Genomic DNA, 23,530 nt, shown 5'->3' on the forward strand with positions numbered 1-23,530 from the left:
GCTCCGGTTGAGGGAATGGACACCCCGGATCATGCGGTTGGCAACCTGGCGCGCCTATCAACCAAAGGGTTGAGGCGGCTTAAAGAAACAGCGCGGCGACCAGTTCGGTACGACTGCTCACACCGGTTTTGCGAAACAGGTGGATCAAGTGGGTCTTGATGGTCGGCAGGCCGACATCCAGCTCCAGGGCCAGTTGCTTGTTGCTCGCACCCTGACGCAATAACCAGGCAATCTGGCGTTCCTTGGGCGTGAGACCGGCCAATGCATCGTCGCAGGGCTGCATATTGGCCACCGCCATTTGCAGCAATGCCTGCAAGGCATTGAGCTGAGCCAGTTGGTCGGGGGTAAACACCCCTTGCTCCGCCGTGCGCAGCAAGGAGATGGCCGCCTGGGGCTGGTCCGCGCGATGGGCCACGATCTCCACCACATCGACCACACCGTAGCGTTGCAGGAAGTCTTGATAGCGGCGGCTGTCACGCAGGGGCTGGCGGGCCATGGCGAACCCCAGCGGCACCACCGCCAGCCCGCTGGACAGGCAATTGCGCGGTTGCAACGGGTCGAATTGGCGGTAGTTGTCCAGGTAGTCGCGGTGCATCTCACCGCTCATGCCTTGCAGCCTGAAATCACGGGCCTGCAACTGGCGGTCCACGCAATAGAACGCTGCCTGGCTGGCGGGCACCAGTTGAGTGAAAGCCTGCAGGCAATGGCCTGCGACTTCCTGAGCGGGGATGGCGTGCATGGTCAGTCACCTGCGCCGTAAAAAACGCTGCCGGCCGAAGCCGGCAGAGGGGAGCGATCAGACTACCGCGAAATAGTGCTTCACAAAACTCTCGCTTACCACCTCCCACAGCACCGGCGTGCCCTTGGTCACGAACCAGCTGTCGCCGGCTTTGTAGCGGGTACTCTGGCCAGTACTTTCGTCGGTCAGCACCACTTCACCGGTGACCACCGTGGCTTGTTCGGCGAACGGGTAGACCATGCGGAACTTGCCTTGGGTGGTGCCGAAATAGGCGCTGCTGACGGCGTCGGTCGGGGCGCCGAAGGTCATTTTGCCAAAGGCTTTGACTTCGCCTTCGAGGATCTCGGAGCCGAGGTCGGCAACGGTGCCCCAGGCATCGAGGTCCGATAATTGGATGTCTTTCTTCAGGGTGGTAACGGGCATGGCAGTTCTCCTGTGAATGAAACAGCGGGGCTCAACGGCGACCGTTGAAATAGCCCGAAAGTTGATGAAGGCTTTTGCCGGCCGTGAGCAGCAGCGGGCGGATATGGTCCTTGCCCAGGATCTGCGCATGCTTGACCGCGCTGATCAGGTCGTAGCGCGACGAGCCTTCGCTCATGCCCTCGGCCAAGACCTTGCAGATGATGTGGCTGGGCGTGACCCCGAAGCCGGCGTAGCCCTGCACATAAAAGGCATTCGGGCGCCCGCTGAGCGTGCCGATCTGCGGGAACAGGTTGGCCCCGGTCGCCATCGGCCCGCCCCACGCCAGGTCGATCTTCACGTCCTTGAGGTAGGGGAAAATCTTCAGCATCAGGTTGCGGTTCCAGGCTTTGAGGTCCAGCGGGATGTGCTCGACGAAAGGTGTGGCGGCACCGAACAGCAAGCGGTTTTCGTTGGTGACCCGGTAGTAGTCGATCACCGGGCGAATATCGCTGTAGGCGCCGCGTATCGGGCTGATGCGGTTGATCATCTCGTCCGACAACGGCTCGGTCATCAACTGGAAGGCATAGGTATTGACGGTGGTCTTGTGCAGTTCCGGTTCCAGCTTGTTGAGGAAACTGTCGCAGGCCCACAGCAACTTGGAGGCTTTGACCGAGCCGCGGCCGGTGCGCACGGTGATGCGTTCGCCATAACTGACTTCCAGCGCCGGGCTGTGCTCAAAGATGCGCACACCGTGGCCGGCCAGGGCCTTGGCTTCGCCCAGCAGCAGGTTCAGCGAGTGCACGTGCCCGCCGCCCATGTGCAGCAGCGCGCTGGTATAGGCGTCGGAACCGATGATCTGCTTGACCTCGGACCCCGCCATAAAGCGGATTTCGTCCTTGGTGTTGATCGACTTGAAGTCCTTCTCCCAGGCGCGCAGGGTTTTTTCCTGGCGGGCGTTGAAGCCCATGTAGCCGTAGCCGTGGCAGAAATCGGCGTCGATCGCGTACTTGGCGATGCGATCCTTGATGATGCCGGCGCCCAGCTCGCTGATTTCAAAGATCTGGCGCAGGCCTTCGTCGCCGACTTGTTGCTTGATCTTCTCCAGGTCATGGCCGATCCCCGCCATGATCTGCCCGCCATTGCGGCCCGTGCCGCCGAAACCCAGGTAGCGCGCTTCGAGCACCACAATGTTGGTGATGCCTTTTTCGGCGAGTTCCAGTGCGGTGTTGATGCCGGAGAAACCGCCGCCAATCACCACCACATCGGCTTCCACGTCCTGTTCGAGGGTGGGGAAGCTGAGGTTGTATTTCTTGGTTGCCGAGTAGTAGGTCGGCGTTTCGATATTGATCATGGCGCAGCCTGGAAAAGTGAAGGGAAACGCACTGCAGAGCCGACACGAAGCTCTGTGCCTGTTGGGGTGTATTAAGTGCCTTCCGAGCGGTAGGTGTCTTGATTCTGTGTGCCGCCGCTCTTGACCGTGGCTGCCAATCATCAACCCTGAATCCGGCCGCGCGGTAAAGCCGCACACGGGCAACAATCGCCAATGCTAGAATGTTGTTAATCTGTTAACCAATTGCGACGCCGCCATCCATGTCCAAACCGCGCCAATCCCTGACCCTCACTTTGCTCCATGCGCGTGAAGCCGCCATGGGGTTTTTTCGCCCTTCGCTCAATCAACACGGGCTGACCGAGCAGCAATGGCGGGTCATTCGGATCCTCAGCCAGCATGAGGAGCTTGAGATCAACCGCCTGGCCGAGCTGGCGTGCATTCTCAAGCCGAGCATGACCGGGGTGCTGGTGCGCATGGAAGCGGCAGGCATGGTGGAGCGGCGCAAGGCGCAACAGGACCAACGCCGCGTGCTGGTGCGGCTGGCCGAGAAGGGGCAAGCCTGTTTCGACTCAATGAGCCAGAGCATGGAAGCCAATTACCAGCGCTTGCAGGCGGGGTTTGGCGAGGAGAAGTTGCAGACGTTGCTGACCTTGCTCAACGAACTGAAAACTCTCAAGCGCTAGTTAAACTACCCCCCGTGGATACCGTCTTATCCAACACCGCGCAAATCCTACGAATGCCAACCCCCCACCAAGGTCTCCCCCCGTAGCAGCTGCCGAGCGCAAGCGAGGCTGCGTAGGCCGCGCTGCCGATTCAAGATCGAGTCGCGCTCTACGCAGCCTCGCCGGGGCTCGGCAGCTGCTACGAATGCCACGGTCTACCCTCGTAGCAGCTGCCGAGCGCAAGCGAGGCTGCGTAGGCCGCGCTGCCGATTCAGGCTCGAGTCGCGGCCGACGCAGCCTCGCCGAGGCTCGACAGCTGCTACGAATGCCACGGTCTACCCTCGTAGCAGCTGCCGAGCGCAAGCGAGGCTGCGTCAGGCGCGCTGCCGATTCAAGCTCGAGTCGCGGCCGACGCAGCCTCGCCGAGGCTCGACAGCTGCTACGAATGCCACGGTCTACCCTCGTAGCAGCTGCCGAGCGCAAGCGAGGCTGCGTAGGCCGCGCTGCCGATTCAAGATCGAGTCGCGCTCTACGCAGCCTCGCCGGGGCTCGGCAGCTGCTACGTTAGTAGACGCCGCCGGCCGCGCTGTCAGGCGCCGGTGAATCCTTGAAGGCCGCCGCCAGGCTTTGCAGCCCGCGCATCAGCACCGTGGTGTCGACGCCCACCGCCACGAACGCCGCGCCCAGTTCGATGTAGCGCCGCGCCAGTGCCTGGTCGGCGCTGAGAATGCCGGCGGCTTTGCCGGCGTTGCGGATGCGCGCGATGGCGTCTTCGATGGCGGCCTGCACCTCGGGGTGGCCGGGGTTGCCGCGATGGCCCATCGACGCGCTCAGGTCCGCCGGCCCGATAAACACCCCGTCGACGCCTTCCACCGCCGCAATCGCCTCCAGGTTGGCCAGGCCCTCGCGGTTTTCGATCTGCACCAGCAGGCACATCTGCTCATCGGCGTGGTCGAGGTAACCGGCAATGCTGTTCCAGCGTGAAGCCCTGGCCAGCGCACTGCCGACGCCGCGCACGCCCTTGGGCGGATAATGGATGGCTTTCACCAGCGTACGCGCCTGTTCTGCGCTCTCCACCATGGGCACCAGCAAGGTCTGTACGCCAATGTCGAGCACTTGCTTGATCAACGCGGTGTCGCCGATCACCGGGCGAATCACCGGCTGGCTGGGGTAGGGCGCCACGGCCTGGAGCTGGCCGAGCATGCCGCGCAGGTCGTTGGGCGCATGTTCGCCGTCGATCAGCAGCCAATCGAAACCGGCGTTGGCGGCCAGTTCCGCGCAATAGGCATCGGCCAGGCCCAGCCACAGGCCGATCTGGGCTTCCCCGCTGCGCAGGCGATGTTTGAAGGTGTTGACAGGCATGTCCATGAGCACTCTCCGGTTAAACGAATCGGCAGGCAATCGAACCCAGCATGTCGTAGTCGACATGGAAGGTATCTCCAGGGTTGGCCGCCACCGGACGGGTGAAGGAGCCACCCAGGATGATTTGTCCGGGTTGCAGGGTGACGTCATAGGCGGCCAGTTTATTCGCGAGCCAGGCCACGCCCTTGGCCGGGTGATTGAGCACGGCGGCGGAGACGCCGGACTCTTCGATCACGCCATTGCGGTAGAGCACCGCGGGTACCTTGCGCAAGTCGATCTCGGTGGGGCGCACGGCCCGCCCGCCCATGACCACGCCGGCGTTGGCGGCATTGTCGGAGATGGTGTCGAAGACCTTGCGGGTCGCCTTCGTGTGCGGGTCGACCTGCTGGATGCGTGCATCGATGATCTCCAGTGCCGGGATCACCCATTCGGTGGCGTCGAGCACGTCGAACACCGTCACGTTCGGGCCTTTCAGCGGTTTGCCCAGGATAAACGCCAGCTCCACCTCGACGCGCGGCACGATAAAGCGCTCGAAGGGGATGTCGGTGCCTTCATCGAAGAACATGTCGTCCAGCAGCGCACCGAAATCCGGCTCGGTGATATTGGACGAGACCTGCATGGCCCGGGAGGTCAGGCCGATCTTGTGGCCGACCAGCTTGCGCCCGTCCCTGATTTTCTGTTCCACCCAGGCGCGCTGGATGGCGTAGGCGTCTTCGAGGGTGATCGCCGGGTGATCGAGGGAAAACTGACGCACCTGTTCGCGTGAACGTTCGGCCTGGTCGAGGCGCGCGGCGGCTTGCAAAATGAGCGATTGATCAAGCATGGCAAGAGTCTCTTATTGAGGGTTGACGATGGCTGCCCGGGTGCGCAGCACCAGCAGGCCACCGAGAGCAATCAGCAGCGCCAGGACGTACAGGGCCAGGCTGGCGCTCTGGGTGGTGTCGCGCATCCAGCCGATCAGGTAGGGCGCGAAGAATGACGCGATGCTGCCGAACGAGCTGATCAGGGCGATCCCGGCGGCCTGGGTGTTATTGGAGAGGAACGCGGGAGGCAGTTGCCAGAACATCGGCAACGCCGCGCTGGCGCCCATGCCGGCGACGATCAGGCCGCCCAGCACCACGGCCGGGTTGGCGGGGGCGAGCCCGGCGATGGCAATGCCCACGGCCGACATCAGCAAGGGCACGCACAGGTGCCAGCGGCGTTCACGCTGGTGGTCGGATGAGCGCCCGCAGCCAATCATGAAAAAACACCCGGCCAGGTACGGCACCGCACTGAGCAGGCCGACCTTGCCGTCGCTGCCGATGCCGGCACCGTGGATCAGCGTCGGCATCCAGAACGCCAGGGTGTTGACCGCCAGCATCACCGCGAAGTACACCGCCACCAGCAGCCACACCTGTGGGTTGCGAAGAATCGCGGAGAACGAGGTGATGGATTTGCGGTGTTCTTCCTGGTGCAGTTGCTCGCGCAGGTGTTGCTTCTGTTCCGGCGCCAGCCACTTGACCGTCTCGAAGCTGTCCGGCAGGCACTTGAGCACCACCAGCCCGAGCAGAATCACGGGGGCGCCTTCGATGACGAACATCCATTGCCAGCCGCGCAGGCCGCCCAGGTCGTGGAAGTGTTCAAGGATGCCGCCGGAAAGCGGGCCGCCGATCACCCCGGCCATCGGTACTGCGATGGCAAACAGGGCGGTGACTTGCGCGCGACGCCCGGCCGGGTACCAGCGGTTCAGAAACACCAGGATGCCCGGGAAGAAACCGGCCTCGGCCACCCCCAGTAAAAAGCGCAGCACATAGAAGCCCATGGCGCCGTCGATCAGGAACATGCAGGTCGACAGCACGCCCCACACCACCATCAGCGTGGCAATCCACCGCCTGGGGCCGACACGGTCCAGGGCCATGTTGCTGGGGACGCCAAACAACGCATAGGCCACGAAGAACAGGCCGGCGCCGAAGCCATAGACGGTGTCGCTGAAGTTCAAGTCCGCGCTCATCTGCATCTTGGCGAAGCCGATGTTGATGCGGTCGAGATGGGCGAAGAGGTAGCAGATCAGCAACAACGGCATCAGCCGCCAGGTGATGGTGCTGTGGGTACGGTCGCGTGCGACCTGGCCGAGGGGGGCGGCGGTATGGGCTGTGCTCATGGTTTTATACTTTTTGTCTGAGAGGCCGAGGGTGTGAACGGGCAGGGTGCTTTAGCCGACCTGCGCCTTGAGGAACGCATGCACGTTGTTCTGCTTGAAATTGAGCTGCTCGTGCAGTTCGAGCATTTCAAACGACAAGGCCAGCAGGCGCTGGGCCTGAAGCGCGGCGAAGTGCTGGGTGATGACCTCGAACAGGCGCTCGGCGACGTGCTGCCGTGTCGCCAGGTCGCGGCCATGGCCGACCTTCAACGTCATGTGCACGAAGGCGTAGTCATGCTTGCCGTCGGCCATGCGCCAGGTGTCCAGGCGCACGCCACGGCTGCGGATGCCGCCCAGGGGAAACACGCCGCTGGCGCCCAGGCTGGCGTGGACTTTTTCAAACAGGCCCGGCAGGTCGGCCTGCTGTTCGATGTTGTCGGTGTATTCAGCGATGAAGTGGGGCATGGAACCTCCTGCGTCGGTAGCTTTTAGCGGCAAGCTTCAAGCGGCAAGTGAGCGTGATCGGCTTGTAGCTTGCGGCTTGAAGCTTGTAGCTGTTCTTATTCAAACCGGGAAAATGGCGTTGATCTGCCCGGTGCCCGAGCTGCCGAAGGGTTCGGTGATGATCTCGGCCGGCTTGTCGTAGTCCGGCCCGCCGAGCAAACCCAGGAGCATGGCGGTGTCGTGCATCTTGCCTTCGCCAAAGCAATGCTCGGCGTAGTCCGGGAGCATGGCGCAGAACTCTTTCCAGCGGCCCTGGCGCCACAGTTCCACCACATGCAGGTCGACCTGCTTGTCGAATTCACGGGTCCAGTTATGGATATTGGCTTCGGCATTGCGGTCGTCGGAGAAGCGGTGCGACAGCGAACCCGAGGCCAGCACCACGACTTTGCGGTCGCTCTTCTCGATGGCCCGGCGCACGGCGGCGCCGAAGGTGAAGCTGTCTTGCAGGCGATGCCAGGCACACCAGGCGGCAATCGAAACGACGTTGAAGGTCTGCTCGTCCGGTACGCCCATGTGCATGTAGCGCATCGGTACCAGGGTGCCGTATTCCAGCTCCAGGCTCGGGATGTTGTGGGCCAGGGTACGCACGTCGGCGGCATTGGCCTCGGCGGCGATCAGCTCGCCCAGCTCCGGGCAGCCGGGGTATTCGTACGCCATGTTCTTGATGAAGTGCGGCAGTTCGTTACTGGTGTAGATGCCCTTGAAGTGCTCGCCGCTGTTGACGTGATAGGCGCTGTTGACCAGCCAGTGCACGTCGAACACCACGGCGGTATCGGCGCCCAGCTCGCGGGCGCGCCGACCGATTTCCTTGTGCCCGGCAATCGCCGCTTCGCGGCAGCCGTGGTGCTTGCCAGGCAGCTCCGACAAATACATCGAGGGTACGTGGCAGATCTTTGCTGCCAGAACTACTTCGCCCATGATCATTCTCCTGAGTATTTATTCTTTTGTAGGAGCGAGCTTGCTCGCGAAAAACATCAACGATAACGCAGCACTTCTGTTAGCCGGCGGCGCCTGCGGATTCTTCGCGAGCAAGCTCGCTCCTACAGGACGCGTTGTTGTGTCCGGGTTACACGCCCCAGCGTGGAATGTGATGGCTGCCCATCGAGATGCACACGTTCTTGATCTCGGCGAACACTTCGAAGCTGTACTGGCCGCCTTCACGGCCGGTGCCGGAGCCCTTCACGCCGCCGAACGGTTGGCGCAGGTCGCGCACGTTCTGGCTGTTGATGAACACCATGCCCGCTTCGATGCCATAGGCCAGACGATGCGCCTTGCCGATGTCCTGGGTCCAGATGTACGACGCCAGGCCGTATTCGGTATCGTTGGCCAGTTGCAAGGCTTCGGCTTCGTCCTTGAACGGGATCAGGCACACCACCGGGCCGAAGATCTCTTCCTGGGCGATACGCATGGAGTTGTCCACGTCAGCGAACACCGTGGGCTGGATGAACTGGCCTTTGCTCAGGTGCGCCGCCAGGTTGGCCGGACGCTCCAGGCCACCGGCGAGGAGGGTGGCGCCTTCTTCAAGGCCGATCTTGATGTAACCGGTGACCTTGTCGTAGTGGGCCTGGGTGATCATCGAGCCGACCTGGGTTTTCGGGTCCTGGGGGTCGCCGACGATCAGGCGTTTGGCGCGCGCGGCGAACTCGGCGACGAACTGCGGGTACACGCTTTCCTGGATAAATATCCGGCTGCCGGCGGTGCAGCGCTCACCGTTCAACGAGAAGATGGTGAACAACGCAGCGTCGAGGGCGCGCTCCAGGTCGGCATCTTCGAAGATCAGCACTGGCGACTTGCCGCCCAGTTCCATGGAGTACTTTTTCAGCCCGGCGGTCTGCATGATTTTCTTGCCGGTGGCGGTGCCGCCGGTGAAGGAAATCGCGCGTACATCGGGGTGACGCACCAGGGCATCGCCAGCGGTGGCGCCGTAACCCTGGATGACATTGAGCACGCCTTTTGGAATCCCGGCTTCCACCGCCAGGCGCCCCAGTTCGTTGGCGGTCAGCGGCGACAGCTCGGACATTTTCAGCACCGCGGTATTGCCCAGGGCCAGGCACGGCGCGGTTTTCCAGGTGGCGGTCATGAACGGCACGTTCCACGGCGACACCAGCGCGCAGACACCCACCGGCTGGTACAGGGTGTAGTTGAGCATCTGGTCATCGACCGGGTAGCTGTGGCCGTCCATGCGCGTGCAGACTTCGGCGAAAAAATCGAAGTTGTGCGAGGCGCGGGGAATCAATACGTTTTTGGTCTGGTGAATCGGCAGGCCGGTGTCGAGGGTTTCCAGTTCGGCCAGGTGCGGCACGTTCTGTTCGATCAGTTCGCCGAGCTTGCGCATCAAGCGCGCCCGTTCCTTGGCCGGGGTGCCGGCCCATTTCGGGAAGGCTTCCTTGGCCGCCGCCACGGCTTGCGCGACTTCCTCGGCGCCGCCGCTGGCGACTTCACCGATGGCTTCGCCGGTGGCCGGGTTGTAGTTGACGAACACGTCTTTGCTTTCGACCTCACGGCCGTTGATCCAATGTTTGATCATGCTGCTCAAGCCTCTTTACGGGCGCTGAAGAACGCCGCTTCGCTGACAATTCGGTTAACCAGGCGGCCTACGCCTTCGACTTCCACAATCACTTCATCGCCAGGCACGACGTCGGCCAGGCCTTCGGGCGTGCCGGTGGCGATCATGTCGCCGGGTTGCAAGGTCATGAAGCTGGACAGGTATTCGATCAGGTAGGGAATGTCGAAAATCATGTCCTGGGTGCTGCCTTCCTGGCGCAGCTCGCCGTTGATCCAGGTGCGCAGTTTCAGGTTGCTCGGGTCCGGCACATCGGCCACATCGACGATCCACGGGCCGACGGGCGTGGTGGCGTCGCGGTTTTTCACGCGCAGGTTGGGTCGGTAGTAGTTTTCCAGGTAGTCGCGAATGGCGTAGTCGTTGCACACGGTGTAGCCCGCCAGGTAATCCAGGGCGTCTTCGCGCTTGACGTTGCGCGCCGGCTTGCCGATGACGGCCACCAGCTCGCACTCGTAGTGCATGTAGGCGACGTTATCCGGGCGCCAGCTCACCTGGTTGTGGCCGGTGTACGTGCCCACGGACTTGATGAAGGCCAGGGGTTCGGTCGGCGGCTTGAAAGCCAGTTCAGCGGCGTGGTCGGCATAGTTCAGGCCCAGGGCGAACATGCTGCCGGTCGCCGGTGGCAGCCATTGCACCTGGTCTTCGGCCAGCAGGCGACCGTCGGCCAGGCGCACGGCGTTTTCAGCTTCGACCTGTACCGAATGGACTTCACCTTCAAAGCGAATACGGGCGTGTTTCATGAGAGCTCCTCTGCCTTGATGTGGTTGACCAGGCGGCCGAGGCCGCTGATCTCGACCTCCACGGTGTCGCCGGGCTGCACATCCACCCGGCCTTCGGGCGTGCCGGTGATCAGCACATCGCCCGCGTGCAGGGTCATGAATTCGCTGATCTCGGCGATCAGCAATGGAATATTGCGCACGAAGTTGGCCGTGGTGTTGTGCTGGCGAACCTCGCCGTTGACGTACAGGGTGATCGCAAGATTGTGCGGGTTCGACACCTGCCCTGTGGGTATCAGCTCGGGCCCGATGGCGCAGAACCCATCGCGGCATTTGGCTTTGACGGCGGGGCGGTAGTAGCTGTCTTCCGGCAGGCTGAACTCATTGACGAGGGTGTAGCCGGCCACGTAGTCGAGGGCTTCATCTACGCTGACGCGGCTGGCGCTCTTGCCCATCACCACCCCCAACGCCGGCCCAGGTTGCAGGCGTTCGCCCTGGCCGGGATGCACCACCTCGGCGCCGTGCTGGTTGCGGGTGTTGGGCGTCTTGATGAACAGCACCGGCTTGACCGGCGGTTTCTGGTACGGCGGCTGTTCGAATTCGGCGAGGCGCTGCTTGAGCAACCCCTGGTAGTTCAGCGCGACACCGAAAAGGGTGCCGGTCGCGATGTCATGCAAGGCACGGCTCATGGGTTCTCCTGGCAGGGCCATGGCGGCCTTGCATTTAGTTAATGTGTTAACAGTTATAATTAAGATGTTAACTATCGTCAAGGGTGTAGACTGTCCACGGGGTGCTTGCAGGGTGAGCACCGCTGCATCAGGGCAATCACAATAAAAACGAGTAGCGTGCGATGAGCGACCGTCAACCCATCCCGAACATCAACATTGGCCAGGTGTACGACCAGCGCTACAGCGACGCCGAAGTCCATTACGACAAGCTGGCCAACCTGGCGGATTTTTTCGGGCGCAACATGCCCGTTCACCGGCATGACCGGTTCTTCCAGGTTCACTACGTAAAAAGCGGCACCGTGCGCGTGTACCTGGACGACCAGCAATACGTCGAGTCCGGGCCGATGTTCTTCCTCACGCCACCCACGGTGCCGCACTCGTTTGTGACCGAGGCCGACAGTGACGGGCATGTGCTGACGGTGCGTCAGCAACTGGTGTGGCAACTGATCGAAGCCGACGCCAGCCTGGCGCCGGCCGGTGTGCAATTGCCGGCCGCGTGTGTCGCCCTGACGCAGTTGGCGCCGCAATACGCGGGCGATATCCGCCGCCTGGATTATCTGTTCGAGGAACTGCGCGAAGAGGTAAAAGCCCAGCGTTCCGGGCGCAGCGCAGCCCTGGATAGCCTGACGCGGTTGATCATGATCAGCCTGTTGCGGCTGTGTTCGAACTCGTTGAAAGCCACGCCCGCCCGCCACGAAGACTTGAAAATCTTCCACCGCTTCAACGAGCTGATCGAAGCGCACTACCAGCAACACTGGCCGTTGTCGCGGTATGCCCAGGGCATTGGGGTGACAGAAGCACGGCTCAATGATGTGTGCCGACGCATTGCCGACTTGCCGTCCAAGCGCCTGATCCTGGAGCGCCTGATGCAGGAAGCCAAGCGCCTGCTGCTGTTTACCGGCAGCTCGGCCAACGAAATCTGCTATCAGCTGGGGTTCAAGGACCCGGCCTATTTCAGTCGTTTTTTCCAGCGTTACGCCCAGCTCACTCCGGGGGAGTACCGCCAGCGCCAATCGGGGTTGCGTTGAGCCAGGCATAAGGTAGGTCTTGTTGATCTTGTGCGGATCATCATGAGCATCGCCGCGGTGCAACAGAATGGCTTTTACGCCGAACCGATTGTACTTTTCACAGCCCCCCAGGCCGCTTGCAGCGGTTGGCCGGCGACACTAAGCTGCCGACTCGCCCATTCAAGTGGTGCCGTCATGGCCAACCCCAGACCTTCGCTGACCCTGACCCTGCTGCAAGCCCGTGAAGCCGCAATGGCGTTCTTCCGCCCGGCCCTGAACAAGCATGAATTGACTGAGCAACAGTGGCGGGTCATTCGCATCCTGCGCCAGCAGGGCGAACTCGAAAGCCATCAGCTCGCCCAGCAGGCCTGCATCCTGAAACCGAGCATGACCGGAGTGTTGACCCGCCTGGAGCGCGACGGCCTGGTGCGCCGGCAGAAGTCCAGCCAGGATCAGCGCCGGGTGTTCGTGGGCCTCACCGAGCGCGGCCAGCAGTGTTTCGTCTCCATGAGCGAAGGCATGGAAAGCAACTACCAGAAGATCGAAGAGCAGTTTGGCGCCGAGAAGATGGAGCAGTTGCTGGGCTTGCTCAATGAGCTGAAAAACATCAAGCCTTGAACGCGCCAATATTTCATTAATAGGTGAACATCTTTGCCCGTAGAGGGCATCGCGGGCGCACATCCTCACTATCCATTTTCGGCACACATGCACGAGCTGCCCCGGGTTCGGAATGGAACTTGCGTGCGATACGACCTGTAAGCCTTGCAACTGAAAAAGGTTGGGTCAATGAACAATAATAATGTACTGATGCCTGCGGCCTCGGTGGTGCTTCCACCGGCGTTACCCCTCCAGCGTTTCCTGACCAGCGACATCGATGAGCACGCTCGCAATATGGGCGGCTGGCAGGTTCGCTACGATCAGTTGTCACCCGGCTCCTTTGCCGGTGAGTTGCTGGAGTTCCGCTCGGACTGGATGCAACTGGTGCGCGACCGCTCTAATCAGGCCATGGTCAAGAGTGGTGTGGCCTGGAAAGGTGCGATCACCTTCAGCATTCCCTTGAGTGCCGACGGCCCGGTGTATTGCTCGGGGCATCCGATCCACGAGCCCAGCCTGTTGGTGGCCCACGGTGAAAACCTGCCCGAGCTGCACACTCCACAGCACTTGGACCTGCTCGGCGTGGCCATCGAAGAGCACGCCCTGGAACATGTGCTGGAGTGCCAGGGCATTCAATTTCGAATTACCGATCTTCCCAGGTGTTACCGCTTGGGTGATTCATCCGTGCAACGTGACCTCGCGGCGTTGTTCGATGAGCTGGCGGGCTGTGATGCCGTGCTCGGGCATGACTCGATCCGCCGCGGCATCCGCGATGCGGTGATGCTGCATATGCTGGAGTTGATCGCCCCGGACCAGGCGCCACCCCTCAACCCCACGGCGCGCAAAAGGATGGTCGATCGCGCCCGCGAATATGCATTGAGTCACCTGGACGAGCCGCTGTCGATCCTCGACCTGTGCAACCACATCGGCGCCAGTCGGCGCAAACTCCAGTACTGTTTTCAGGAGACCCTGGGCATCAACCCGGTGGCCTATCTACGGGCACTGCGCCTCAATGCGGTGCGCCGCGAACTGCGAACCAGCACCCAAGCCCACGGCGTACAGGAAGTGGCGGCGCGCTGGGGCTTCTGGCATTTGAGCCGGTTTGCAAGCGATTACCGCACCATGTTCGGCGAAAGCCCTTCCCAGACCCTGCGTCGCACGCAACTCTGCTGAAAACGGATAACCGCCGCACTCTGCGCGTTACTAGGATGGCCCACACCACTTGATGGGAGGGGCATTCGATGATTCACCACAATAATGCAAGCGCCACACGCATGACGCTGTTCACCCTGGGGCTGCTGGGTTGCTGTGCCAGTGTCCAGGCCACCGAGAACGGTGCGCCGACCACCGCCGTCGGCGTGTACGATTTCGGCGCGGGGATGATGCCGCCGGCCACGCCGTTCGGGACCGTGGGGCTGCGCACGGCGTTTTACTCGGCCAATGTGCAGAAGGACCGTAACGGTCGCTCCGTCGACAACCACTTCTCACTGGATGTGTTGTCCATCGGCGTCGCCTACATGCGCATGACCGATCACACGGTGCTGGGCGCCAACTATGGTTTCGGCGTGGTGGTACCTTTTTTCAAGATGGACGCTTCCGTCAAGGTGCCCACACCGGTGGGTCCGCTGAGCCTGGAAGCCGATCCGTTTCGAATGGCCGACATGCAGTTTCTGCCGGTGATCCTGCAATGGAATCTGTCGCCGAACCTGTTTATCAACACGCAACTGCAGATCCAGGCGCCCACCGGTGACTACGACAAGAATCGTTTGATCTCCCCAGGGCTCAATCACTGGACGTTCTCGCCGATCGTCAACGCCACCTACATCACCGACAGTGGTTTCGAGGTTTCTTCCAGCTTTGAGGTTGACGTCAATACCCGCAACCCCGCGACCGACTACAAGAACGGTGTCGAATACCGCCACGAATTTGCCGTGGGCCAGCATGTAGGGCCGTGGACCCTGGGCCTGGGTGGTTACTACTACCGTCAGTTCAGCGATGACGACGCGCCAGGGCTGCAATCGGGCAACCGGGCGCGGGTGCTGGCGGTCGGGCCGGCCGTGAGTTACTTCAAGCCCGGCCTGCCGCCCATTTGGCTGCACGCCTACAAGGAAACCGAAGCCCGCAACCGTGCCGAGGGTTACACCGTGGCACTGCGCATTTCTCAAAGTTTCTAAGGGGCTGGCCATGAACTCATCACATTCCGATTCCCCCTCGCCACGGCAAGCCACCGGGCGCCGTGAAGGGCTGGTGCTGATGCTGGGCAGCAGCCTGACCATCATGGGCGCGGCCATGGTGGCGCCGATCCTGCCCAAGCTGGGCGCCGAGTTCGGTGCGCTGGAACCGCGCGCCGACCTGCTGGTGCCCTTGGCGGTCACCGGGCCGGCACTCGCGATTGCGCTGTGCGCCCCCCTGGCCGGCTGGTTGGCCGACCGGGTCGGGCGCAAGGCGTTGCTGGTGATCGCCACGCTGTTGTATGCCGTGCTCGGGGCCATCCCGGCGCTGCTGGATAACTTGCCCGCCATCGTCGGTGTACGCCTGCTGTTCGGCGCGGCGGAGGCGGCGGTGATGACCTGTTGCGCGACGCTGATTGCCGACTATTGGCACGGCGAGGAACGGCTGCGCTACATCAATCGGCAAGTGGTCACCATCGGTTTGGTCGGCTCGCTGTTCTATGTCGTGGGCGGCGCGTTGGGCGAACACTCCTGGCGCCTGCCATTCCTGCTGTACCTGCTGCCACTGCTGTTGATACCGATGATGATCAAGGTGCTGTGGGAACCCGCGGCCGCTCGCCAGCCCGTCGAGGTGGCTGAACAGGGCAGGGTGGCCGTGCTGCCGTTGGTGCTCGGTTATCTGCTGATCCTCAGTGGGATGGTGCTGAGTTTTATCGTGCCGATCCAGGCGCCGGTTTTACTCGTCAGCCTCGGCATTACTTCAAGCACGATGATCGGGCTGTCGGCGGGGGGCAGTCTGCTGGCGACCCTGGGCGGTTCGTTAGCCTGGCCGCTGCTGCGCCGGCGCATCGGTATCCCCGGCTGCAATGCGCTGTTGCTGAGCCTGTTGGGCCTGGGATTGTGGCTGCTGATGCGCGCACCGAGCTACAGCATGGTGTTGGTGGCCGTGCTGATCCATGGCCTGGGCGCCGGGCTGCTGGTGCCCAACGCGATGGCGCCGGTGATGAATGCCCTGAGCGCGAAAACCCGTGGGCGCGGCTTGGGTGGGTTCACGGCGTTTCTGTATTTCGGTCAATTTGTCAGCCCGCTGGTGGTGGCCGTGCTCAGCGTTTACTCGGGTGACGTGCGTCGTTCAATCCTGTGGCTGGCCTGCGCCAGTTTTGCCTCGGCCCTGGCCTGGGCGCTGGCAGGCCTGCAAGCACGGCGCAAAGCGCTGACTCAGGCATTCGGATCAAGTCATTCATAATCAATAGGAGACGAACATGGACATCCACAACCTGCTGGACAGCGAGGACGCCACCGGTTTGGCCGAATGGGTCAGGCGCGGTGAGGTGCAGCCCGGCGAGCTGCTGGAAGCGGTGATCGAGCGTATCGAACGGGTCGAACCGCAGCTGAATGCGGTGGCCGAGCGGCTTTACGATTCGGCCCGCCAGTCGGTACGCGCGTCGCGCCCCGGCCCCGGTGTGTTTGCCGGGGTACCGACTCTGATCAAGGACCTGTTTTCGCCGGTCAACGGCGCGGCGATGACCAATGGCTCGCAGGCGTTGGGAGGCGCTCGCGCTGACTTTGAAGCCGAACACGTAAGCCGTATCCGCCGTGCCGGGTGTGTGATTGTCGGTACCAGCACCTCACCCGAGTTCGGCACCTCCTATTCCACCGAGTCCAACCGCTTTGGCGCCACGCGCAACCCCTGGAACATCGCCCACAGTGCCGGCGGCTCCAGTGGCGGTGCGGCAGCCTTGGTGGCGGCGCGCGTCGTACCGTTTGCCCATGGCAACGATGGCGGCGGTTCCTTGCGTGTGCCGGCGTCCTGCTGTGGGGTGTTCGGCCTCAAGCCCAGCCGTGGGCTGTTGCCGTCCGGGCCGATGGTCGGCGAGGGCTGGGCCGGCATGGGCACCCCCCATGCGATTACCTTGTCGGTGCGTGACAGCGCCGCGCTGCTGGATGCCACGGCCGGGATCGACCTGGGCGCACCCTATGCCGCGCCGCTGCAGGCACAGCCCTATGTCAGCGCGCTGCAGCAGGACCCTCGGCCGCTGCGGATCGCCCTGGTCGAGCAGCTCGGGCCTTGGCCGACCTCCGGCGAAAGTGTGCAAGCCGTGCGCCAGGCCGCCAGGTTGTGCGAATCCCTGGGCCACCGCGTTGAACCGGTCAGCTTGCCGGTGGCGCTGCCGGCGTTTCTCGATCAGGTCTTCACCATCATCGGTGCAAGCACGCGCCATTATGTCGATGTGTTGGGGCAGATGCGCGGTTCCGCCGTGCAGCCCGAGGAGCTGGAAGCCCGCACCCGCATCATTTTGCGCAGCAAGGGCGATGTCAGTGGTGCGCAGTACGCGGGGGCCGTGGAGTGGATTCATGCCTTGGGTCGGCAGTTGGCGGTATTCATGCAGGATTACGACCTGATCCTCACGCCGACCCTGGCACGCGAGCCGGTGCCAATCGGTGAGCTGGATCTGCAGGACGACCGTCTGAGCCTGGAAGATCTGATTGAACAGTTCCACAGCTACTCGCCGTTCACGGCACTGTTCAATGCCAGCGGGCAACCGGCGATGTCGGTGCCGTTGTACTGGAGCGCTGCCGGCTTGCCGATGGGCGCTCATTTCGCCGCGCGCTTTGGCGAAGAAAATACCTTGTTTGCCCTCGCGGGGCAGTTGGAGCGGGCCCAGCCCTGGCGCGGTCGGGTACCGTCGGTCAATGCCTGTCGGTTGTAAGCGTCAGAGGGGGTTCTGCATTGGGCGGGTGACCGATCTGCCCGATGCGAAACCCCGCCTTGTCACTCTGCCGCAGATCGACGCCTTTTTACCCGGTACATATCTCCGTCCGCATGGCTGAGCAGGCTATCGGCGTCCTCTCCGTCCTGGGGGTAAACCGCCACGCCGATACTGCAGGACGGCATCTTCACCCCACCAAACTCGGCACCCAGCGGCTCGGCCATGACCGCGAGTATCTGCACCACCTTGGCAGAAATAGCCTCCCGCGACGGGTTATCCGTCAGCAGCACCGTGAACTCATCACCGCCCATCCGCGCCACCAGGTCGCTGTCGAGTACGCAGCGTTCCAGCCGTCGTGCAATCACACACAGCACGCGATCGCCCATGGCATGGCCATGCACATCGTTGATGCCCTTGAAGTCATTGATGTCCAGAAACAGCAATGCCAGGCTGCGGTTGCGGGACTTCGCACTGTGCAGCGCCTGGTCCAGCCGATCATTGAACAGTGACCGGTTGGTCAGGCCGGTCAGCGGATCATGGTGGGCGAGGAAGCGCAGTTCTTCCTCGGCCTGGGTGAGCGCCGTCACGTCCCGCGCGACCCCGATTCGCGCGCCCACTTCTTCGGACCAGAAGGCCGCCCACAGGATGTGCACGACACTGCCGTCCTTGCGTATATAACGGTTACGGAAGTCGACATGGGATTGGCCATTCATGACCCGCACAATGGAGGCGCGGGTGCGCGCCAGGTCTTCAGGGTGCATGTAGTGGGTGATCAGGGTGCCAACCAGTGCGTCGGCACGGTAGCCGAGCAATGCCTCACAGGCATCGCTCACGAAGACAATCTGGTTGTCACCGTCGACGACAAAGACCGTATCCAGCATCAGGTGGATCAGTTTGGGGTAGAGAGCGTGCAGGTCAATGGGCATGGGGGCATCGAGCGTCCGGTTCATATCGGCCGATCATAGCCCGATCATGAGCGGGGGCGTTGAGCAATCCTGCACATTTTAGTGCCCTCCCTGACGTTAAAACACGCAGCGCACCTTCGCCCGGTAAAAATCAAACGCATTGATCGCGCCTTGAATCGCCTGTTGTTCCTGCTCAGCATCCAGCGCCTGGCTGTCGAGTAAGGCGATGAACTGCCGCCAGTGCAGGCCTCGGCCGCCGGGATGGGCGGCCAGGTGGCTGGCGCCGTGGGTTTCGCCCAGACCCAGTTGCTGGGTTTCCTTAAACAGAAATGCCGCGCCCAGGTTGGAACCTTCGCTGCAATACAGCCAGCCCAGTGCTTCGAATGACCCGTTCACAACGGCCGGCGCGGGTGCGTCGGGCACGACCTGGTCGAGGTCCAGCAGGTCACGCTTGACGGCTTCAAAGCGTGGCAATTCGCTCAGCCCCGGCAGGCGTCGGTTAAGCTCAACGTCCTTGTACAGGCCGTCGATGGCGCCATGGAACGCATGTTGCAATTGCAGGAATTGCACGTAGCGCTCACGGCTGTCGAACGGGCGTGCCTGCATCACCAGTTCGTTGACGTTGTCGTGGTCGCGGGTGGTGGCGGCCTTGATGCGTTTGGCTCGCGACAATTCAGGGGCTTGGGGGGGCTGGGTGGTCATGCTGGCACCTGCACAATTAAGAGGCAGGAATCATGGCGAATCGAGAACCCTGCCGACAATCACGCAACTATTAAGAACGCTTCATGCAAGCGCCTAGAACGCCGACTCGCGAATCAGCACGGCCAGGATCCTGCGCCAGATCCCCATCACCAGGCTGTGTGACTGACCCTCCAGGACCACTGTACCGCGCAGCGCGATACTCGGCGTCGGGCTGCCAGGATCGGTGCGCAGCAAGGCGCGGTAAAGGGCTTTTTCCGGCTGGGGCAAGCGTTCGTGATCGAGGGTTGCGGCAATCGCGCCCTGGTACACCGAGGCCAGCTCCGGTGTGGACGTCAGGCGCCGCACGGCGGTTTGGCCGAGGCTTTCGAGGCTGACATCGAGGGACGGGTATGCCAGGTTTTCCGGGTAGAAACGCGCACGACTGCCTGGGCTCAGGCGCGCCAGGTCCTGTTCCTCGACAAACGCCTCGACCCGCCCGCCCTGGGCGCCGGTCAACGTGCCCAGCCATTCACCGGCGGCCAGCCATTCACCGGGTTCCAGCGGCTCGGCCAGGTCGGCCAGCACGCCGTCAAACGCGGCGTATACGGTGAGCTGGCGCATCTGCTGGCGCAGTAATCGCTGGCGTTCCCGCGCAGCCGCCAACTCCTGGCGCACCACCAGCAGGTTGGCGGCGGTTTCGTGGTTGAGCACCTGGAAGCTATCCTGCCATTGCAGGGTCAGGATGCGCCGATCCAGGCTTTGCAGCTCCTGGCGCAAATCCGGTGCCTCCAGTTGGAACAGCGCCTGGCCGGCCTGCACGTGCTGCCCCGGCAGCACCTCTATACGTTCCAGGCGCGCCGCAATCGGCACATACAACCCGGCCTGTTGTTCGGCGCGCAGCAAGGCCGGGGCGTGCACGCGACTGCTCCAGGGAATGCAGGCCAGCAGCAATACGCTGCCCAGCACCAGCAAGGTGGTCAGGCCATGACGGTTCATGCGGTAGTCCTTGCGGCGCGCGTACCATTCGCGCAGTTCATTGAGGATGGGCAGCAGTACGAAGTACAGGATCTCGACGATAAACAACACAATGCCCAGCAGCTTGAAGGCAAAGTGATAGACCAGCAGCGCGATGCCTAAAAACAGAAAGAAGCGGTAGATCCAGGTGCCGATGGAATAGGCCACCAGTGTGCGCTCCAGCCACGGCTCGAAGCGTTCCGGGCGCGGTTCGTTGAAGGCGAACAGCCCTTCGCGCACGCGCCAGCGCGTCAGGCGAAAGGCGCGTTGTTGCAGGTTCGGCACCTCCAGCAGATCCGACAGCAGGAAGTAACCGTCAAAGCGCATGAACGGGCTGAGGTTAATCGCCAGGGTCAGCACCCAGGTGGTAGTCGCCAGCATAAAGGCAGCGCTGCGCAACATGCCGTCGGGCAGGAAACTCCACAGCAGGGTGGCCCAGGCTGCCAGGCTCAGTTCGGCGAGCATGCCGGCGGCACCGATGGCCAGGCGCTGTCGGCGGCTGCGCAAACGCCAGGCGCCCGAGGTGTCGGTGTAGAGCACCGGCCACATCACCAGCAGCGCCACGCCCATGGTCGCGACGCACCCACCATAACGCTTGCAGGTATAGGCGTGACCCAGTTCATGCAGCACCTTGGTCAGCAGCAGGGTCAGGCCAGCCAAGGCGGCGCCTTCCAGGGTGAAAAAGTGCAGGAAGGTGTGGATGAAACTGTCCCATTGGCGAGCGACCAACAGCAGCCCTAGCAACGCCGCGCCGACGGTCAGTCGCAAGAACCCACGGCTGTAGAACACCTGCACCCATGGCAGGCTGCGTTCCAGGAAGCGGTCCGGGCGCACCAACGGGATGCGCACGAACAAGTAATTCTTCAGCAACCAGCGACCCCAACCGGTTTTTTGCCCGTCAGCGATCCGTGCCAGCTGCGCGTTGTCCTCGTCGCCTGTGCTTTGCAGCAATTGGTTGTGCTGCAAAAAAAACTTGAGCTGTTCGACGTCGCCTTTCTCCAACCCCAGGGTGGTGGCCTGGCTGACGGCGTGGGCAATCGCCTCGGGCTCGCCCAAGGCCCAGCGTCCCAGGATCTCCACCTCGGCCCAGCCCAGGCGAAAGAACTGTCCGCGCGTCGGGTCTTCCAGGGTCCAGGAAGGAGAGCCGTCGCGATGTTGCGGGCCTTCATGCAGCAACAGTTCCTGGCGCAGCGGCGGCAGGTTCACAGGGCCAGCCAGATACGCACGGTGGCCAGGGGGCGACGCAGCAGGAAGTAGATCAGGCTGGTGCGCCCCGCATAGACCTTGGCTGTGCCTTTGAGGCCGACGCGCAGGCGCGGGTCGGCGCTATCGAATTCAGCTTTGAGACGGTACGCCATACCGCCGTCGGGCGTTGGGCTGGCGCGGTAGGCCAGGCGTTGCAAAGTGGCCGGCAAGGGGGCCGACGGGTCAGTGTTGAGGAACAGCAAGGTGGCGGCGCCCGGTTGCAGGTCGATGGCGTCGCCCACCGGCAGCAGGATTTCCAGTTGGGTCTGCTGCGGTTCGGCCACCAGCATGATGCGTTCGCCCAAGGACACGGGCCGTCCGACCCAATCACTGGAGTCGTCAAACACCGCCACGCCGGCTCGCGGCGCGGTGATCAAGGTGCGCTTGAGGTTTTCCTGGAGAAACGCCACCTCGCTTAACGCCTGCTCACGCCGACCTTGCAGTACCGCCAGGCTGGCTTTACTGCGCTCGTCGCTGAGGGCTTGCTGCTGGGCCTGGCGAAACTCCGCATCACTGATGGACAACGCCTGGCGAGAAGATTCAAGGCGGCTTTGCAGTTCACGGGCATCCAGTTGCACCAGCGCCTGGCCTTCGCTCACGGTTTGATTCGGTTGCACCAGCATACGTTCGACGACGCCCTGCATCGGCGCGCGCAGCACGCTGGGGTGCAGGGCGACAATTTCCGCCGGGGCCAGTACCGACTGACGGATCGGGATAAGTAACAGCGCCAGCAACAGGCCCGCGCCGATCAGCACCTGGCGACGCTTGAAGTCGGGGCGTCGCAAGCGTCGCGTGCCCGGATTCAGCAAGGCCTGCCAGGCATGCCCGACCGCGTCCAGCCAGAGTTCCAGCAACTGCTGCTGCGCGTTGCTCAGCGGCGCGTCCCGGGCCAGTAGCAGTGCGCCCAACAGCTCGCCCGCAGGGTTTTTGATCGGCAGCCACAGCAGCACCTGTGGCAGGTACTCACCCCATATCGCTGCATCGGCAGGGGAGAGGTTGTGGCGGTCGATCGGATGGATCACCCCGGCGTTATCGGAAGCCTGCCAGTCTCGACAGCGTTGGCCGAGCCAGCTGGTGAAGGGCGCGTCACGCTCCACCACGGCCAGCCCGGACAGCGTTTGCCAGCGTTGGTCGGTACCGTGCCAAAGCAGCGCCTGGCGGTAGTCAAGCAGCAGGCGGGTGTCATTCACCAGCAGGAAACCCAGCGCCTCCAGGCCGCCGGCGGCGCGCAGGCGTTGTTCCAGGTGCAGCAGGTCAGCCAGGACGTTATTGGCGCTCATGGCCGGGGGGCGTCGGGCGGTACGAGCAGCGCATTACCGCTCATGCCGGGGAGCAATTGCGGGTCGTTGCTGGTGATACGCCCGAACACTTTGATCGACTGGCTGATGGGGTCGATCACTGAGCCCAGGCGGGTGACCTCGGCGGGATATTCTTGGGCGGTTTCTTCCAGGCGCACCTTGAACCGATGCCCAGGCTTGAGCCAGACCATCCAGTGTGACGGCACGATCAGTTCTACTTCAAACGAACTGTCGTCATAGATCGCCAGCAGCTCCTCGCCTTCTGCCACGTATTCGCCCGGTTGCGCCTTGCGTTCGGCGACGCGCCCGGAAAACGGCGCGTCGATGGCGCAGCGCTGCACCATCACCTGGCCCACGCCACGCTGGGCCCGGGCCATGTTCACTTCAGCCTGGGCCTGGGACAGATCGGACACGCTGATCGACTGCAGCTTATCCAGGCGCCGGGCCACGTCGAGTTTTTTGCCGGCGGCGGCTTCGGCGGCGGCCGAATGGGTCAACTGTGCGCGGTGCACGGCACAATCGAAGGTCACCAGGCGCTGGCCCTTCTTGAAGCTGGCGCCTTCCTTGACGTCCAACTCCAGCACCTTGCCCGCCAGTTCGCTGGACAGGACCGTACGCCGGCTGGCGCTCAGTTGCACGCGCAGTTGTGGCGAATTCGCGACCTGGCTGGAGGGCGCTTGCAGCGGTGCAGGTTCCTCAGCCACGGCGGCCATAGCGGTGAACGACAGGCACAGGGGCAACGCGACACAGTGAAAGTTACGCATGGGGCGGTGGGTCTC

The 23,530-nt window shown here is 62.9% G+C and carries 23 protein-coding genes; 7 read left to right on the forward strand and 16 right to left on the reverse strand.

The annotated features are described in order from the left end of the window. Positions 1-79: 79 nt before the first annotated feature. The 3 genes from BLW22_RS09725 to BLW22_RS09735 are packed head-to-tail and all read right to left on the reverse strand — an operon-like array spanning position 80 to position 2,492. Entirely contained in the window at positions 80-739 is a 660-nt protein-coding gene (locus tag BLW22_RS09725; protein WP_065923952.1) for a response regulator transcription factor, read from the reverse strand. A gap of 57 nt (positions 740-796) precedes the next feature. Continuing rightward, positions 797-1,162: a cupin domain-containing protein gene (locus BLW22_RS09730; protein ID WP_065923953.1), complete on the reverse strand. Its 366-nt coding sequence runs from the start codon at positions 1,160-1,162 to the stop codon at positions 797-799. A gap of 31 nt (positions 1,163-1,193) precedes the next feature. Continuing rightward, positions 1,194-2,492, reverse strand: a complete 1,299-nt coding sequence (locus BLW22_RS09735; protein WP_065923954.1) for an NAD(P)/FAD-dependent oxidoreductase — start codon at positions 2,490-2,492, stop codon at positions 1,194-1,196. Positions 2,493-2,731: 239 nt separating this feature from the next. On the opposite strand from BLW22_RS09735, the gene hpaR (BLW22_RS09740) reads away from it, so the two are divergent. Next, positions 2,732-3,154, forward strand: coding sequence for a homoprotocatechuate degradation operon regulator HpaR (gene hpaR, locus BLW22_RS09740; RefSeq protein ID WP_027603487.1), 423 nt, complete (start codon positions 2,732-2,734; stop codon positions 3,152-3,154). Positions 3,155-3,697: 543 nt separating this feature from the next. On the opposite strand, the gene hpaI is transcribed toward hpaR (BLW22_RS09740), so the two are convergent. The 8 genes from hpaI to BLW22_RS09780 form a co-directional block, all read right to left on the reverse strand. Beyond that, positions 3,698-4,501 carry a 4-hydroxy-2-oxoheptanedioate aldolase gene (hpaI, locus tag BLW22_RS09745; RefSeq protein ID WP_065923955.1) on the reverse strand — a complete coding sequence of 268 codons (804 nt, stop codon included), beginning with the start codon at positions 4,499-4,501 and terminating at the stop codon, positions 3,698-3,700. A gap of 13 nt (positions 4,502-4,514) precedes the next feature. Next, positions 4,515-5,318 (reverse strand): 2-oxo-hept-4-ene-1,7-dioate hydratase, encoded by an 804-nt coding sequence (gene hpaH / locus BLW22_RS09750; protein WP_065923956.1) that lies wholly within the window; start codon positions 5,316-5,318, stop codon positions 4,515-4,517. Between the two features lie 12 nt (positions 5,319-5,330). After that, positions 5,331-6,635: an MFS transporter gene (locus BLW22_RS09755; protein ID WP_065923957.1), complete on the reverse strand. Its 1,305-nt coding sequence runs from the start codon at positions 6,633-6,635 to the stop codon at positions 5,331-5,333. 51 nt (positions 6,636-6,686) lie between these two features. Next, positions 6,687-7,079, reverse strand: coding sequence for a tautomerase family protein (locus BLW22_RS09760; RefSeq protein ID WP_065923958.1), 393 nt, complete (start codon positions 7,077-7,079; stop codon positions 6,687-6,689). 99 nt (positions 7,080-7,178) lie between these two features. Continuing rightward, on the reverse strand, positions 7,179-8,036 hold the full coding sequence (hpaD, locus tag BLW22_RS09765; protein WP_074845900.1) for a 3,4-dihydroxyphenylacetate 2,3-dioxygenase: 858 nt from the start codon (positions 8,034-8,036) through the stop codon (positions 7,179-7,181). A gap of 148 nt (positions 8,037-8,184) precedes the next feature. Further along, entirely contained in the window at positions 8,185-9,645 is a 1,461-nt protein-coding gene (hpaE, locus tag BLW22_RS09770) for a 5-carboxymethyl-2-hydroxymuconate semialdehyde dehydrogenase (RefSeq protein WP_065947991.1), read from the reverse strand. A 5-nt stretch (positions 9,646-9,650) separates the two neighbouring features. Continuing rightward, positions 9,651-10,421 (reverse strand): fumarylacetoacetate hydrolase family protein, encoded by a 771-nt coding sequence (locus BLW22_RS09775; RefSeq protein ID WP_074845903.1) that lies wholly within the window; start codon positions 10,419-10,421, stop codon positions 9,651-9,653. Then, the gene (locus BLW22_RS09780; protein ID WP_065923961.1) at positions 10,418-11,086 is read right to left on the reverse strand and encodes a fumarylacetoacetate hydrolase family protein; all 669 of its coding nucleotides are present in this window, start codon (positions 11,084-11,086) and stop codon (positions 10,418-10,420) included. The genes BLW22_RS09775 and BLW22_RS09780 overlap by 4 nt, the downstream gene beginning before the upstream one ends. 161 nt (positions 11,087-11,247) lie before the next feature. On the opposite strand from BLW22_RS09780, the gene hpaA reads away from it, so the two are divergent. The 6 genes from hpaA (at position 11,248) to BLW22_RS09810 (ending at position 17,608) form a co-directional block, all read left to right on the forward strand. After that, a complete protein-coding gene (hpaA, locus tag BLW22_RS09785; RefSeq protein ID WP_027603496.1) occupies positions 11,248-12,153 on the forward strand; it encodes a 4-hydroxyphenylacetate catabolism regulatory protein HpaA in 906 nt (301 codons plus the stop codon). A 174-nt stretch (positions 12,154-12,327) separates the two neighbouring features. Then, positions 12,328-12,750 carry a homoprotocatechuate degradation operon regulator HpaR gene (gene hpaR / locus BLW22_RS09790; protein WP_074845908.1) on the forward strand — a complete coding sequence of 141 codons (423 nt, stop codon included), beginning with the start codon at positions 12,328-12,330 and terminating at the stop codon, positions 12,748-12,750. Between the two features lie 168 nt (positions 12,751-12,918). Next, complete coding sequence (locus BLW22_RS09795) at positions 12,919-13,899, forward strand: helix-turn-helix domain-containing protein (RefSeq protein ID WP_065923962.1); 981 nt, start codon at positions 12,919-12,921, stop codon at positions 13,897-13,899. A 68-nt stretch (positions 13,900-13,967) separates the two neighbouring features. Continuing rightward, complete coding sequence (locus tag BLW22_RS09800) at positions 13,968-14,900, forward strand: SphA family protein (protein WP_074845910.1); 933 nt, start codon at positions 13,968-13,970, stop codon at positions 14,898-14,900. A 10-nt stretch (positions 14,901-14,910) separates the two neighbouring features. Continuing rightward, the gene (locus BLW22_RS09805) at positions 14,911-16,143 is read left to right on the forward strand and encodes an MFS transporter (protein WP_065947989.1); all 1,233 of its coding nucleotides are present in this window, start codon (positions 14,911-14,913) and stop codon (positions 16,141-16,143) included. A gap of 16 nt (positions 16,144-16,159) precedes the next feature. After that, positions 16,160-17,608, forward strand: coding sequence for an amidase (locus tag BLW22_RS09810; RefSeq protein ID WP_074845913.1), 1,449 nt, complete (start codon positions 16,160-16,162; stop codon positions 17,606-17,608). 62 nt (positions 17,609-17,670) lie between these two features. Here the strand turns inward: BLW22_RS09810 and BLW22_RS09815 are convergent, their stop codons facing one another. From BLW22_RS09815 to BLW22_RS09835, 5 genes are all read right to left on the reverse strand, one after another. Next, complete coding sequence (locus BLW22_RS09815) at positions 17,671-18,534, reverse strand: sensor domain-containing diguanylate cyclase (RefSeq protein WP_074848118.1); 864 nt, start codon at positions 18,532-18,534, stop codon at positions 17,671-17,673. A gap of 96 nt (positions 18,535-18,630) precedes the next feature. After that, a complete protein-coding gene (locus BLW22_RS09820; RefSeq protein ID WP_074845916.1) occupies positions 18,631-19,215 on the reverse strand; it encodes a biliverdin-producing heme oxygenase in 585 nt (194 codons plus the stop codon). A 93-nt stretch (positions 19,216-19,308) separates the two neighbouring features. Beyond that, positions 19,309-21,414, reverse strand: a complete 2,106-nt coding sequence (locus BLW22_RS09825) for an HlyD family efflux transporter periplasmic adaptor subunit (protein WP_218023879.1) — start codon at positions 21,412-21,414, stop codon at positions 19,309-19,311. Beyond that, complete coding sequence (locus BLW22_RS09830) at positions 21,411-22,733, reverse strand: efflux RND transporter periplasmic adaptor subunit (protein ID WP_074845923.1); 1,323 nt, start codon at positions 22,731-22,733, stop codon at positions 21,411-21,413. Before BLW22_RS09830 ends, BLW22_RS09825 begins: the two co-directional genes overlap by 4 nt. Next, complete coding sequence (locus BLW22_RS09835; protein ID WP_074845926.1) at positions 22,730-23,515, reverse strand: efflux RND transporter periplasmic adaptor subunit; 786 nt, start codon at positions 23,513-23,515, stop codon at positions 22,730-22,732. The genes BLW22_RS09830 and BLW22_RS09835 overlap by 4 nt, the downstream gene beginning before the upstream one ends. Between the last annotated feature and the right edge of the window lie 15 nt (positions 23,516-23,530).

Origin of the sequence: Pseudomonas marginalis, assembly GCF_900105325.1 — a bacterium.
GTDB lineage: Bacteria > Pseudomonadota > Gammaproteobacteria > Pseudomonadales > Pseudomonadaceae > Aquipseudomonas > Aquipseudomonas marginalis.